Annotated in this window: 12 protein-coding genes; 7 read left to right on the top strand and 5 right to left on the bottom strand. The window is 46.2% G+C overall.

Annotated elements, in window-relative coordinates:
• The 3 genes from murB to IQ270_RS12770 form a co-directional block, all read left to right on the top strand.
• The coding region (murB, locus tag IQ270_RS12780; protein ID WP_193973580.1) for a UDP-N-acetylmuramate dehydrogenase at positions 1-487 on the top strand (487 nt) is incomplete at its 5' end.
• Positions 488-668: 181 nt separating this feature from the next.
• Positions 669-1,016, top strand: coding sequence for a YbaB/EbfC family nucleoid-associated protein (locus tag IQ270_RS12775; protein ID WP_193973579.1), 348 nt, complete (start codon positions 669-671; stop codon positions 1,014-1,016).
• 342 nt (positions 1,017-1,358) lie between these two features.
• Entirely contained in the window at positions 1,359-1,859 is a 501-nt protein-coding gene (locus IQ270_RS12770; protein WP_193973578.1) for a low molecular weight protein-tyrosine-phosphatase, read from the top strand.
• Here IQ270_RS12770 and IQ270_RS12765 read toward each other — a convergent pair.
• The 3 genes from IQ270_RS12765 to IQ270_RS12755 all read right to left on the bottom strand — a co-directional run bounded on the left by IQ270_RS12765 (position 1,856) and on the right by IQ270_RS12755 (position 5,685).
• The gene (locus tag IQ270_RS12765) at positions 1,856-3,256 is read right to left on the bottom strand and encodes a hypothetical protein (protein ID WP_193973577.1); all 1,401 of its coding nucleotides are present in this window, start codon (positions 3,254-3,256) and stop codon (positions 1,856-1,858) included. The two genes, IQ270_RS12770 and IQ270_RS12765, sit on opposite strands and share 4 nt — an antisense overlap.
• 56 nt (positions 3,257-3,312) lie before the next feature.
• Positions 3,313-4,020 (bottom strand): response regulator transcription factor, encoded by a 708-nt coding sequence (locus IQ270_RS12760; RefSeq protein ID WP_193973576.1) that lies wholly within the window; start codon positions 4,018-4,020, stop codon positions 3,313-3,315.
• Between the two features lie 72 nt (positions 4,021-4,092).
• Positions 4,093-5,685 carry a glucose-6-phosphate isomerase gene (locus IQ270_RS12755; protein WP_193973575.1) on the bottom strand — a complete coding sequence of 531 codons (1,593 nt, stop codon included), beginning with the start codon at positions 5,683-5,685 and terminating at the stop codon, positions 4,093-4,095.
• 239 nt (positions 5,686-5,924) lie between these two features.
• On the opposite strand from IQ270_RS12755, the gene dusB reads away from it, so the two are divergent.
• A complete protein-coding gene (gene dusB, locus IQ270_RS12750; protein ID WP_193973574.1) occupies positions 5,925-6,938 on the top strand; it encodes a tRNA dihydrouridine synthase DusB in 1,014 nt (337 codons plus the stop codon).
• Between the two features lie 69 nt (positions 6,939-7,007).
• Positions 7,008-7,928, top strand: coding sequence for an ornithine carbamoyltransferase (argF, locus tag IQ270_RS12745; RefSeq protein WP_193973573.1), 921 nt, complete (start codon positions 7,008-7,010; stop codon positions 7,926-7,928).
• A 195-nt stretch (positions 7,929-8,123) separates the two neighbouring features.
• Here argF and IQ270_RS12740 read toward each other — a convergent pair whose 3' ends face one another.
• Both IQ270_RS12740 and IQ270_RS12735 read right to left on the bottom strand, forming a co-directional pair.
• Positions 8,124-8,603 carry a Uma2 family endonuclease gene (locus IQ270_RS12740; RefSeq protein ID WP_339384144.1) on the bottom strand — a complete coding sequence of 160 codons (480 nt, stop codon included), beginning with the start codon at positions 8,601-8,603 and terminating at the stop codon, positions 8,124-8,126.
• 377 nt (positions 8,604-8,980) lie between these two features.
• Positions 8,981-10,615 carry a family 10 glycosylhydrolase gene (locus tag IQ270_RS12735; RefSeq protein WP_193973572.1) on the bottom strand — a complete coding sequence of 545 codons (1,635 nt, stop codon included), beginning with the start codon at positions 10,613-10,615 and terminating at the stop codon, positions 8,981-8,983.
• A 153-nt stretch (positions 10,616-10,768) separates the two neighbouring features.
• On the opposite strand from IQ270_RS12735, the gene IQ270_RS12730 reads away from it, so the two are divergent.
• Both IQ270_RS12730 and IQ270_RS12725 read left to right on the top strand, forming a co-directional pair.
• A complete protein-coding gene (locus IQ270_RS12730) occupies positions 10,769-12,337 on the top strand; it encodes an Eco57I restriction-modification methylase domain-containing protein (protein ID WP_228056308.1) in 1,569 nt (522 codons plus the stop codon).
• Between the two features lie 251 nt (positions 12,338-12,588).
• On the top strand, positions 12,589-14,385 hold the full coding sequence (locus tag IQ270_RS12725; RefSeq protein ID WP_193973571.1) for a sodium:solute symporter family protein: 1,797 nt from the start codon (positions 12,589-12,591) through the stop codon (positions 14,383-14,385).
• The last annotated feature ends 62 nt before the right edge of the window (positions 14,386-14,447 follow it).

The following is a 14,447-nucleotide window of genomic DNA, read 5'->3' as shown; positions in this document are numbered from 1 at the left end:
CTGTACTGCTGATATTCTGGTCAGCGCTCGGGTTTTATCCCCTGGCGGTAAGGTGGAAATTCTGACTCCCCAAGAGTTGGAGTACCGCTACCGGACTTCGGTGCTGCAAGGGGGCGATCGGCTGGTAACAGAAGCGACTTTTCAGTTGCAGCCGGGATTTGACCGATCGCAAATAATGGCCGCCACTAATCAGAATTTCAGCCAGCGCCGGACAACTCAACCTTACCACCTGCCTAGCTGCGGCTCGGTCTTCCGCAACCCCACCCCGCAGGCGGCAGGCTGGCTGATCGAACAAGCGGGACTCAAGGGATACCAGATCGGCGGCGCGCAAGTAGCCCAGCGCCATGCTAATTTTATTCTTAACTGCGGGTCGGCAACGGCCAATGATATTTTTCAAGTGATCCGCCACGTTCAACAACAAGTCGAGCAGCGGTGGTCGCTGTTGTTGGAGCCAGAAGTTAGAATACTTGGAGAGTTCCCCCTCTAAGTCAAGATAGAAGTATAGTCCCGGACACATCAATACCCAAAAAACCTGGTTTTTGAACTTTGATTGAGGGTTTCAAGCAAGTATGATGATTAAAAACCCGGTTTCTGGCTACCCGTGCGTCCAGGACTAAATAATTTAGGAAACGGCAGACGATCGGCTCACACACCATCACAAAGTAGTTATGACAAAATCAGGACAAGGATTTGGCTTCGGCCTCGGCAAAATGAAAGAACTGACTGAAGCTTTCAAAAAAGCTCAGCAGGTTCAAGAAGGAGCTAAAAAGCTTCAAGAAGAGTTGGATGTCATGGAAATTGAGGGAACCGCAGGCGGCGGCTTGGTCAAGGTTTTTCTCAGCGGAAACCAAGAACCCCGCCGCGTGGAAATTTCGCCGGATGCTCTCGGTGAAGGTGCTGATGTGGTTTCTGAACTCGTTACGGTGGCGATGCAGGATGCTTACGCTAAGTCTACGATGACGATGCGGGAGAAAATGGAAGAACTCACCGGCGGATTGAATCTCCCTGGTTTCTAAGCCCTTGGTCAGTTGGCAGTTGGCAGTTGACAGTTGGCTGTTGACTGTTGACTGTTGGCTGTTGACTGTTGACTGTTGACTGTTGACTGGGGAATTGTTGACTGTTGACTGGGGAATTGTTGACTGTTGACTGGGGAATTGTTGACTGTTGACTGGGGAATTGTTGACTGTTGACTGTGAAGATTAATGTTATTAGTTATTAGTAGCCCCAAGCGAGTAACAAATAACAAATAACAAATAACAAATAACAAATAACAAATAACCAATAACAAATAACAAATAACCAATAACAAATAACCAATAACAAATAACCAATAACAAATAACAAATAACCAATAACTAATGACTAAATTACTATTTGTATGCCTCGGAAACATCTGCCGATCGCCCTCAGCAGAAAATATCATGGATCATTTAATCGAAAAAGCAGGTTTGGGCGATCGTATCACCTGCGATTCTGCCGGAACTGCCGGATATCACATCGGTAGCGCCCCCGACAGTCGCATGACATTGGCTGCGAGGAAGCAAGGAATTGAATTGTTAGGCGCAGCCCGTCAATTTCAAAGGAAAGATTTTGAAAATTTTGATTTGATTCTGGCGATGGATCAAGACAATTATCAGGATATTCTTGCTCTCGACAATGCGGGAAAATATCAAGATAAAGTGCGGTTGATGTGCGACTTTTGCCAGAAATACGACCTGAAAGAAGTGCCAGATCCTTACTACGGCGGCCCGGAGGGATTCGATCGGGTAATTGATTTGCTGATGGACGCTTCGCAGGGTTTGTTGGAGTATGTTGTGAGTCAGGAAAAATTAGAAGTTGGCGGGCAAAAATCAATTTAAAACATTGTCTTCTTGCGGCCGAATATCAGCAATGCTGTAGGGGGGACAATGGTGACAAAACTCGTCACTAGGGAGATTAAATTTTTTCCAGCACCCCCTCCCAAGAGGATACTTGGTGACAAACAAAAAGTTAAACTTGTCAAGACAAAATGGGGAGCATTGATACTCAAAGCAGCAATTGGCAGCAAAATGGATGGATACCAAGGCATTAGCCAAGGTGTAGCAAACAAAAACAAAGTGAGAGTCGTCCATCCAATATCTGATACTAAATTAATTTCCGAATCATTTGGGCTTAAGTAGGATTTAATCAACGTTACTCCATAGTAAACTATCCAGCTTAAATACGAAAAATATTTGATAAATGATGCTAGACTGTTCTTGGTTTCAACAGTTAGAGCGGGCAAAAAATTCAGAAATATATTGAGCGAGTGGTGAAACGATCGCGCAGTAGCCCCCGACACTCCTGGATTTGACAAACTGCTCCAAGCTGAAACTGTTGGGAGAAATGTATAAGTTACCGCCGCGATAATTAATAAAGAAAGCAATACTGAGGCTGCTAAATCTTTCCACCGACGCTGCTTGCAGAGGAAAGCAAAAACTAAGGGCATCCAAATTACAGGCAAGGTTTTTACTAGAAAACCCACCCAAATTGCTAAGACTGCAAAAACATAACGTTGGTAATAAATACATCCTATTAAAACAATCAACGTATTGGCAAGTAAAACGTCAATGTGAGCATTAGTTATTTGCTCGTTCAGTAGGATTGGATTGAGTAAATAGGCCGTTGTGATGAGGCTGCGCTGTTCGGAATTTGTTAGAAACCGCCAAATTAAGTAAGCATTGAGTGCGTGTACCAACAGGCAGATTATTTTAAAAATATAAACTCCCAGTAAAGGGCTAATTGGTAAAGCAAGTGCTGATAGGGTAAAAAAGAATAGAGAAACTGGGCCGTAGGTAGAAGTTTGCAACCAGTTGACGAAGGGGGATACTGCAGAGACAAAGCTATCGGATTTATTAAGATAAGGATTGATTTTGTGTAAGCTCATGGCTCCGTAATGCAAGTACATATAAATGTCATTGCTTAGGGGATAAGCTATGAAAGCAAGGGCCAGAAAGGGGATTGCATACTTGCAGATGTCTGTAAAGGTCGAACTTGTGTTTTTTTTGTTGAATAACCAGATAATATATGTAACTGTTGCTATCAAGTAGGAACCGTTGATTAGAAGTCTGATGACGCTGAAACCGCTGGTAGGAAAATCGTTATAGTTTTCTCCGCCCTGTAAGACGCTGTAAAACTTGGTAATTCCTATTGATGTGATGGCAATACAGAAAATTAGGGAAGCTGCTAGTGCGACAGCATAGAGAATTTTCTGATTTTTTAAGTAATTTTTGAGCATGAGGTGATTCGTGGTGCAACAAGTTCTGGTATTTTTTTTGCCTTGAGCCTTTGCGGTTATCTGACCAAATGGTGTTCCATCGCAAAGCGAACGAGTTCTGCACGGTTGTTGCTTTCAGTTTTTCTGAACAAGCTGCTGACGTGTTTTTCGATGGTGCGAGGACTGAGGTGCAGCCGATCGCCGATTTGAACATTAGAAAGACCTTCTGTGAGCAAATCTAGCACTTCTCGCTCTCGCTGCGTTAAATTCGGAGTATTAAGGCTAGCAGAGGCGCGATCGCCACTTTTTGAGTTTTGAGTTAAAAAATCCGATTCCGGCTGGCTGTTGGCTCTGCTGCGTGCCTCTGTTGGCGCAAGTTCTAGTTCCGCATGAGATGGGGCCTGAGCAATTAGAGCGTAGCGATCGAGCAAAGAGCGAATTACCGCCGCCAATACTTGGAGTTCAAAAGGCTTAGCCAGATAATTGTCGCACCCCATCTGATAGCCGCGAATGCGTTCTTGGGTGCTGGTGCGTTCCGTCAAAAAAATCACCGGTAGCAAGCGGAAAGCGGGACGAGTCCGAACTCGCCGCACGAATTCGTAGCCATCCATCTCGGGCATTGTAATGTCGGTAACAATCAAGTGGGGTCCAAATTCTTCTACCAAGCCTAAAGCTTCTTTGCCGTTCTCAGCAGCGATTACTGAGTATCCGGTAATTTCCAGATAATCGGTAATCGACAGGCGAGTCGCGAAATCGTCGTCAGCAACCAGAATCGTTAAGGGCATGGGCAGACATTAAAAATTAAACATAAAAAATTAAAAGTGAGTAATTTCACTTTTAATTTTTTATTCTAGTGGTTAACTTCCTTTATAGCTTGTAGTCAAAGTAGCAGGTTGACCGAAATCGCCCTCCAAAACTACACCGCGCCCGTTAGCTGCCAAATGTCTCAGAGTTTTGTAAATTGTCTCGATTTGCTCTGTCTTTCCTGATTTTTTGGCTATTTCTGCTAAAGACAGAGGTGTTTGAGCGTCTTTGATAATTTGTAGCACCTGTTTTTGTAAGTCGAGTACAGCGGCGGCTGCTTTTTTTCCGGCTTCAACCCCTGGCTGGTGATAGGCGTTGATATTCACCAAGGAACCGTAAAAACCTACCGCTCTTTCGTAGAGGGCGATTAATGCTCCTACTGTTCGAGGGTTGACTTGGGGAATTGTGACAGTAATTGAATCTCGGTGATTTTCGTACAAAGCTTGTCGAGTTCCCTGCAACAAACCGGATAAATAATCTCCGGAAGTAACGCCGGTTTCTACTTCTGGGGAAATGCCTTGCCTGTCTTCTAATACTTCGATAAATGTTAGGAAGAAATTCGGCACGCCGTCTCGCAGTTGCTGGACGTAGGCGTGTTGGTCTGTTGAACCTTTGTTACCGTAAACTGCAATTCCTTGATGAACTGTGTTGCCGTCTAAATCTTTTTCTTTGCCGATCGATTCCATGACTAATTGCTGCAAGTAGCGGCTGAACAGTAGCAGGGAATCTTTGTAAGGCAAAACTACCATGTCTTTTTCGCCGCGTCCGTTGCAGGCGTAGTACCAGGACATTGCTAAAAGGGCGGCGGGATTGTGTTTGATGTCGGGATTTTTGGTAGCTTCGTCCATGACTTTAGCGCCATCGAGCATGGCTCGAATGTCGATACCTTGCAAAGCTGCTGGCAAAAGTCCTACTGCTGAGAGTTCCGAAGTGCGTCCTCCCACCCAGTCTGACATGGGGAAGCTGGCAATCCAGCCTTGGGATTTTGCTAATTTGTCTAGTTGGCTGTCTGTGCCGGTGATGGCAATTGCCTGTTTGGCGAAGTCGAGTTTTTGGGCGGCGAAGGCTTTTTGAACTTCGATCATGCCGTTGCGGGGCTCGGGGGTGCCGCCGGATTTGGAGATGGTAATTACTAGGGTGCTGCTGAGTTTGTCTTTGATTTTGTTGAGGGTGCGATCGATCCCAGCCGGATCTGTGTTGTCGATAAAATGAATTGCTAGGGGTGGAATGTCTGGAGATAAGGCTTCGGCGACGAATTGAGGGCCGAGGGCGGAACCGCCGATGCCGATCGAGATTATATCGCTAAATTGCGGAGCAAAGGGCGGTTTGATATCGCGGTTTTGAACTTTCTTGACAAATTCTTCGACTTGTGATATTTCTTCGATTATTTGTTGTTTTAATTCTGGAGTGGGAGCCAAATCGGGGTTTCGGAGCCAGTAGTGGCCCACCATGCGGTTTTCGTCGGGATTGGCGATCGCCCCTGCTTCCAAAGCTGCCATGTCTTTGAAGGCTTTGTCAAATTTGGGTTTGAGTGCTGCTAGGAAAGCGCCGTCAAATCCGATGCGGCTGATATCGAGGTAAAGTCCCAATCCAGAGTGATAGTAAAGCCAGTCTTGGTAGCGTTGCCAGAGTGCTGTGGCATCCATAGGAATTCTCTACAATTTTTATAATGTTCGATCGGCGCAGTCAGGAATCCACCAATTGTAGTTCATAACTTACGCCCAGAACACCTTTCTCGATCTCACAGGTTTTTCGGACTCGTTATGTCAAAAAATATGTCAAAAAATTCATTTTTTGTGGAGCTGGTATTTGCTTTTTAGTTTTTCAAGTATAAATACTTAATGTTGTATAATATACAGAGATTAGAATTAAAGTGCGATCGACTATGCTGGCTTTATCTCCCGAATTAAAAGAAAGATTAGCAACTCCGCTGAAAATAGGCGATTTTGAAGTAAAAAGTCGCGTCTTGCAATCGCCCTTATCAGGCGTTACCGATTTGGTATTTCGCCGCCTGGTGCGCCGCTATGCCCCGGATTCGATGATGTACACGGAAATGGTGAACGCTACGGGTTTGCACTACGTGAAGCAACTGCCGAGAATCATGGAAGTTGACCCCAACGAGCGCCCGATTAGCATTCAATTGTTTGACTGTCGGCCGGATTTCTTGGCAGAAGCGGCCAAGAAAGCAGTGGCAGAAGGAGCCGATACTGTTGATATTAACATGGGCTGTCCGGTGAACAAAATTACTAAAAATGGTGGCGGTTCTTCGCTGCTGCGAGATCCGAAAACGGCCGAGGCAATTGTGCGGGCGGTTGTCGAAGCTGTAGATGTTCCAGTGACGGTGAAAACTCGTATCGGCTGGACGGACAAAGAAATTAATATTTTGGAATTTGCTCGGAGGATGGAAGATGCGGGAGCAAAAATGATTACGGTGCACGGCCGCACGCGATCGCAAGGTTACACCGGCCCGGCAAAATGGGAATGGATTCGCCGTGTTAAGGAAGTTTTATCGATTCCAGTAATTGGTAACGGGGATATTTTTTCAGTAGAAGCAGCGGTGCGGTGTCTGGAGGAAACTGGGGCTGACGGAGTGATGTGTTCGCGGGGAACATTGGGCTATCCTTTTTTGGTGGGAGAAGTCGATCATTTCATCAAAACAGGTGTAGAAAAGATAACTCCGACACCAATTGAGCGGCTCGAATGTGCTAAGGAACATCTGCGTGCTTTGTGGGAATATAAAGGTGACAGCGGTGTATGTCAGGCGCGCAAGCACTTAACCTGGTATGCTAAGGGTTTCCCGGGCGCTGGGGAATTGCGGGGCGTGTTGGCGGTGGTAGAAACGGTGGAGCAAGGTTGCGATTGGATCGATCGGGCGATCGAACAATTACCCGCAAGTTGAAAGAAACAAAGCCCGCCTCTTCGGGCTAAAATTCAATACACAGTTAAAAATTTGTGTGTGGGGGAAAGTATGGATTCATTAAAAGGGCGAGATTTATTAAGTCTGGCAGATTTAAGTATTGACGAATTAAATTATTTGCTAGATTTAGCAGCCAGTTTAAAATCGGGAATGGTCAAGCTGAAACGCAATAAAGTTCTCGGCTTGTTATTTTCCAAAGCTTCAACCCGAACGCGGGTAAGTTTTACGGTAGCAATGTACAAATTGGGCGGACAAGTTGTTGACCTCAATCCCAACGTTACGCAAGTCAGCCGCGGCGAACCTTTGGTCGATACCGCGCGGGTTTTAGACAGATATTTAGATATTTTGGCGATTCGGACTTTCGAGCAAAAGGATTTAATAACTTTTGCCAATTATGCAAAAATTCCTGTAATTAATGCCCTAACAGATGACGAACACCCTTGCCAAGTGCTAGCGGATTTAATGACAGTCAAAGAGTGTTTTGGGAAGCTGGAAGGAGTGACATTAACTTATTTGGGCGACGGAAACAACATGGCAAATTCGCTGATGTTGGGGTGTGCAATGATGGGGATGAATGTGAGAATTGCTTGTCCTGAAGATTTCCGGCCAAATTCTGAGATTGTCGAAAAAGCACGGGCGATTGCTAATGGAAAAACAGAAGTTACGGTGACGGCTGACGCGGAAGCTGCTGTGAAGAATGCTCGAGTGATTTATACTGATGTTTGGGCGAGCATGGGACAGGAAGAAGAAGCAAAAACCAGGATTCCTTTGTTTGAACCTTATCAGGTAAATGAGGAATTGGTGAATTTAGCAGATAAGAATGCAATTGTACTGCACTGTTTGCCGGCACACCGGGATGAAGAGATTACGGATGCGGTGATAGAAGGTTCGCAATCGCGCGTTTGGGCTCAAGCCGAAAATCGGATGCACGCTCAGCAAGCTTTGCTGGCTAGCATTCTCGAAAGCGATTAGAATATAGAGAAGAGAAGAATCAGAAGAATCGGCGGTTGAAACCGCGTCTATACAAACGAAGTCCGCGGAGGCGGACTGAAGAATAAGACAAAAGCCATTCTCTCTATCTCTTCTCTTCCTCAGCGCCCTCTGCGCCCTCTGTGGTTAACAAAAAAAAATCTAATTCACAAATAAATAGAATCGAGACAGCCGTTTTCAATTTGAGATAATTGGCAGCAAAATTTCTTGAATAGCGATATTGATAGTGGGAAATTGTAGCGGTGAAATGCTCCCATCTTCCCCCAGAATCAATTCACTTTGATACCCATTTTCAGCGGGTTCTCGAAAAACATGGAGTTGTCGATCGTTCACATTTAATACCCAATAATCGGCAATTGGCGATCGCGCATAAGCCTTAGCTTTAATTTCGCGATCGTAAGCCAAACTGCTGTCTGCCACTTCGATAATGAGATATAGCTCTGAGGGAGTCGGATGGTGAATTGCATAATCAAACGGATCGATGACTACTACAGCGATATCAGGTTCAGGTTCGGAACTGTCATCAAGGGCGATCGGATCTTGAGTATAGACAGCAGCGTGGTTTTCGAGAAGTTCGCGAAGCAGCGTCGAGGTGCGTCTAGTGGCAGAAGTGTGGGCAGTTCCTTTTGCACTCATTTTGAGAATATTTCCGGCAATTAATTCGACTCGTTACTCTGGGTAAAAAAACCCGATTTCTCCGAGTTTTTGATATTCTTTAACCGTCCATTTGCCGAGCGTGAAAGGGGCTTCTGTGATTAACATAGCTTCACCACCAATAGCGCACTTCAATCCAGGATAATTGAATGTACCACTTCTGAGTAAATCCTACTTCACTCACCGACTTAATAATTGCCCCGTAACTGATTAATTAAACCCTTGCCTCTCTCCAATCTCCCTCTGCGCCCTCTGCGCCCTCTGCGGTTAAAAAAAAAAAATTGTAGGTTGAGTCCAAGAATGAACCCTGCGTTTCACTCTGCCCAACCTACGTATCTGCATCAAAAAATTAGTAAGGTACGCGCTGGGCACCCCACAAACTACAAACTGGCGAAATCCACTTTTGTAACTTCACCGGCGACAACATCAACTGTTTGTTGAACTTGATTTGCCTCAAGTTTCAACAGATAAGAACCGGGTGAAAGCTCGATCGCCCCAAACCACCCTTTACCATCCGCGCGCAGTTGACGCACTTTGCCACCTGCACCGATCGGCTGCAAAGTCAAGCTAGCGCCGTCGCAAGTACGCGCGGCGAAGCTATCCCGTAGGGAATCGCACTTTTGCAACACTCCGGCGATCGCCCCAGCAGTCGGCCGCGACTTCCAAGGCATATCGGGAACGGCTACCGCAGTCGCCCACACAGGCTGAGTTTGAACGGTTCTGCCCGTCGCGCCGTCAACGTATTGACTCGGCTGCGAGAGGGCGGTGTAAAACAAATCGTTGCTTTGCGGTACGAATTTCCAAGGCTGGCGGGGCAAATCTCGGCTACTAGCACCCGATCGCAGTTCGACATTTGCATATATGTTGCTGCTAGCGTAGGAATACAAAACCGTACCGGCAATGTGATTTCCTTTGGCAGAGGGGGCTTCGGCGCGGCGGACTTGCGCGAGGGTGTCTTCGATGTAGTTGAGATAATTGCCGGGGCCGATCGCAATTTGACGGTTGTACTGGTGATCTTTGGCGTACTCGATCCAGTTGTCATAAGCGAGTTTTTGCGATCGCTTGTACTCGCGCTGGTAAGTCATGGGCATCGCCATGTCGAGAATACCTTCTTCCAGCCAAGCCCGCCAATCCTGCAAAACTTCTTTGTAGGGTTGCGTTTGCATCCAGTCGCGATCGTTTTTCGGGCCGTCTCCCCAGGCGATGGTGGCGGCGGTAATTTTCAGGCGCGGTTTAATCGCCAGGGCTTCTACATAAAGCTTCCGCACTAAATTTGTCACTTGTTCGCGCCGCCACTGCATCCAGGCGGGATCTGCGGGTGCGGGCTTGCCGGTGCGCCCAGTTTGCTGGTTGAAACGGGCGATCGAAGTAGGATTGTAGCCCCAATTCGGGCCGCCGTAGCGCACGTAATCCAACTGCACGCCGTCTACATCGTAGCGCTTCAGCAAATCCAAATAGACGGAAACTGTATAATCTAAAGCGTCTGGATGGCCGGGATCGAGGAAACCGGGCGATTCCCCCCTGGAAGTCAGCATCGCCCAATTATCTCTGCCGGGGGCTGAAGGCCCGTGTGTTTGCCAAACATGACCCGCGGGAAGTTTGCTGCCAGAAACCACCGGCAGCGTCACCATCCAAGCGTGGACTTCAATGCCTGCGGCGTGGGCTTTGTCAATCAAGTCTTGGAGGGGATCGAAACCGGGGGGAACGTTGGGATCGATCGTGCGGGGTTCGATCGAACTCGTGTAAAAAGCATCACCCCGGCGGCGGACTTGGGCGACGATCGCGTTAGCATTGGCCCGCTGTGCGTCTGCAATCAACTTTGTGACTTCTTGAGGCGTTTTGAAGCCGGGGTTGAAAGCGTCCACCCAGAAGGCTCGAAATTCGGCGGTTTGCGGGGGAAGTGTGGCGTTAGCCCGGTTTTGGAGGTTTGAGAACCAGCCAGGAATCAGCAGAAAACTAATTGTTAAGCCGATCGCGAACCAGCTTGACAAAAAGAATGTTTTGGGTTTACGCATCAGAATTGTGTGAGAGAGCGTTTAACTGTCATTTACGGACTTTTGGTCTGAGAGTCCGGTTGACATTTTCGCACATCGGTGCAAGTTTGGACGAAAATAATCTGAACTGGCGATCCTCTTCTGCAAGCTTCGCTAACGCACTTTTCTCAACAAATGATAGTACCGCACTTTCAAACCCTAGCCCTTCCGGGCGACAGCAACACAACAGCCAGCAATTTACTCGATAGAATAGACCTCCTGCGACTAGAAGCAACCCAAAAATTGCAGCAAAACCAGAGAGGAGAAAAAGGACAATTTTTGACACCTTCCTCAGTCGCAAGTTTGATGGCGGGAATGTTTGAATTCAAGTGTCCCGATATATCATTATTAGATGCCGGTGCAGGTATTGGTTCCCTGATAGCAGCCGTTGTTTGCGAGCTTTGTCAGCGCCAAAACAAACCGCAAACCCTACAGGTTACAGCTTATGAAATTGATATTATTTTGATTGACTACCTCAAGCAAACCTTAGAATTGTGCAGGATTGAATGTCAGAACTCTGGCATAATATTTACCAGTCAAATTTGCAAAATTGACTTCATTCAAGAATCTGCTGAAATGTTGAATCCCAATCTATTTACAAACTCAAAAAAACTGGAATTCACCAATGCAATCATCAATCCTCCCTATGCTAAAATCCCAGCTAAATCCCAAGTTCGTACCTGGCTGCGTTCTATAGGAGTAGAAACCGGCAATCTCTACACAGGCTTCACCGTTGCAGCAGCCAAACTGCTCAAACCAAACGGTGAATTAGTGTCAATTACTCCCCGCAGTTGTTGCAACGGTTTATACTTTCGAGATTTTCGTAAAGTCTTCCTGCAAATGATGGCTTTACGCCAAATACATATCTTTGAATCGCGACAGGAAATATTTCGCGATGATGCTGTTTTGCAAGAAACAATTATTATTCGCGCTACTAAACAAATAGAAAAGCCAGATACTGTAACGATTACCTCAAGCACCAGCGCGGATGACGAACTAATTTTATCTCACTCGCTGCGCTATGACGAGCTAGTTAATCCCAGCGATTCAGAACAATTTATTCGGATTTTGCCAGATTCTATCAGTCAGAAAATTGTCGAAAGAATGGCACAATTTACTTGCACTTTGGCAGATTTGATGTTAACGGTTTCAACCGGAAAAGTTGTAGATTTTCGCGTTTGCTCTGACTTGCGCTTGGAAGCAGAGACTGGTACTGTGCCACTGATTTATCCAGCACACTTTTCTGCTGGTTGTGTTCAATATCCCACAACAACAAAAAAGCATCAAGCTTTAGCTGTTACGGACAAAACTGCTCGATTGCTCGTCCCTAACGAACATTACGTTTTGAGCAAGCGTGTCTCATCGAAAGAAGAGAAAAAGCGAATCGTAGCAGTTGTTTGGGATGCCAATAAAATTAAATATTCTCAAGTTGGTTTTGAGAATCATTTAAATTACTTTCACCAACAAGGACGCGGATTAAATCTCACCCTCGCGCGGGGATTGGCTGTTTATTTAAATTCAAGCTTGGTAGATGCGTTTTTTCGCCTTTTCAACGGCAATACTCAAGTTAATGCTACTGATTTACGCAATTTGAAGTATCCTAGTTTAGAGCAATTACTCTTGCTTGGTAGTGAAGTAGGAGAAATATTTCCCGCGCAGCAAGAGATTGATGAACTGGTAGAGAAAAAATTATTTATTTGGTAATATTTTATAGACTTTATCCGCAAGGCGCTTGAGGGCGATCGATCCAGTTTGTAGTGAGGACTTTAGTCCGCAAATCCGAGGACTTTAGTCCTCACTACGAACCTTTTTTTACAAAAATATACTGGAATTAAGACGGGAGACTGTAAACTATTCTAGGCGTTAATATCAAGATAGCAGTTCTCATGTAAGTGATGCAGGCTCTCAAGCTATTACCAATTACCAATTACCAATTACCGTTTCAACGTGAATCTATGCAACTAATTGACTGGTTAATTGTCCTGCTTTACTTAGTCTTCTCCCTGGGGTTGGGTTTGTATCTTTCCCGCAAAGGGTCGAAGAGTATGGTAGATTTTTTTGTATCTGGGCGTTCCCTTCCTTGGTGGCTGGCAGGTAGCAGCATGGCCGCTACTACTTTTTCGATCGATACTCCCCTCTATATCGCCGGAATCGTCGGCAACCGGGGCATTGCCGGCAATTGGGAGTGGTGGAGTTTCGGCATTTCTCACATTATTATGGTCTACATTTTTGCTAAAATGTGGCGGCGTTCGGAAGTGATTACCGATGCGGAACTGACTGAGGTTCGCTACGGCGGCAAAACGGCGGCTGTTTTGCGGGCATCGAAAGCATTTTTGTTTGCTGTTCCTATCAATTGCATCGGTATTGGTTACGCAATGCTGGCAGCAGTTAAAGTTGTAGATGCTTTGCAAATTTGGCAGGGTTTTGGGATTGAACCGGGACAAAATCTTAAGTTTTTGAGCGTTCTCGGGATTAGTTTTTTGGTCTTAATTTACGCTGGTTTTGCTGGTTTGTGGGGCGTGGTTGCTACGGATTTCTTTCAGTTGATTTTGGCAATTGTGGGTGCTATTTTAGTAGCGTTTTTTGCTCTTGGCAGCGATCGCGTTCCAGGAATTCACGCCCTAATTCCTGCCGTACAGCAAGCTACAAAACAAGATGTCCTGTCATTTTTTCCGTTCAGTTTTGGGGCTGGTGGCTTTCAGTGGAGTGAAGCTGCGGGTATCACTTCGAGTACGTTTTTAGCTTATATTGGTATTCAGTGGTGGTCGTGGCGACGCAGCGACGGCGGCGGCGAATTCATTCAGCGTTTGATCGCGGCAAAAGATGAGGCGGAGGCGGAAAAGTCGGCTTGGCTGTTTAATGTTTTGAATTACGTGGTGCGGACTTGGCCTTGGATTTTGGTAGCTTTGGTGGCGATCGCAGTTTATCCAGATTTACAAGACAAAGAATTGGGCTATCCGAAATTGATGCTAGATTTTTTGCCGCCTGCTGTTTTGGGGTTAGTCGTAGCCTCGCTGCTGGCAGCTTTTATGAGTACGGTTTCTACTTCAATTAATTGGGGCGCTTCTTTCGTAACTAATGATTTGTATCTCCGCTTTTTTAAGCCAAATGCTACTCAGGCAGAACTCGTATGGGCGGGAAGAATTTCTTCGCTGTTCGTCACTGCTTTAGGTGCAGTAGCAGCTTATTTTGCTCAGGATGTGGCGACGGTTTTTCGGTTGGTAATTGCGATCGGGACTGGTTCGGGATTGGTGTTAATTTTGCGCTGGTTTTGGTGGCGAATTAATGCGGCGGCGGAACTGACGGCAATTCTCGGCGGTTTTGTGGTGGGTTTGACTACTAGCGTTGTGCCGGCTTTGCAAATTCAAGACTTTGGTTTGCGTTTGACGTTTATTACGGTGACAGTTGGCATTATGTGGATAGCGGCTATGCTGCTGACTCCTGCGGAATCTGACGATACTCTTGATGAATTTTACCGCCGGGTGCGGCCGGCTGGGCCAGGTTGGAAAAAACAGCGCGATCGCACTGGTTTAGAACCGGTTCAAGATTTAGCAACTGACCTCAAACGGGTATTAGCGGCGATTGTGTTAATGTTTGGATCGATGTTTGCGATCGGCGGATTTTTGCTGCTGCAACCTGTAACGGGATGGGTATCTTTAACTGCTGCTGTCGTTGGCTGGATGTGTTTGCGACAGCTAAATAAAAGCAAGGTTTTACCGATGCCGAGGCCCGGACTCGACGATCTAGATTAGGGAATTACGAACCGCAATAAGCAAGGTTCGTAGTGCGGACTTCAGTCCGCCAAATTCTGTGG

The organism is Microcoleus sp. LEGE 07076 (assembly GCF_015207455.1).
GTDB lineage: Bacteria > Cyanobacteriota > Cyanobacteriia > Cyanobacteriales > Microcoleaceae > Microcoleus.
Note: the sequence above shows the minus strand (reverse complement) of the source record. Positions and strands in the feature narration are given on the sequence as shown.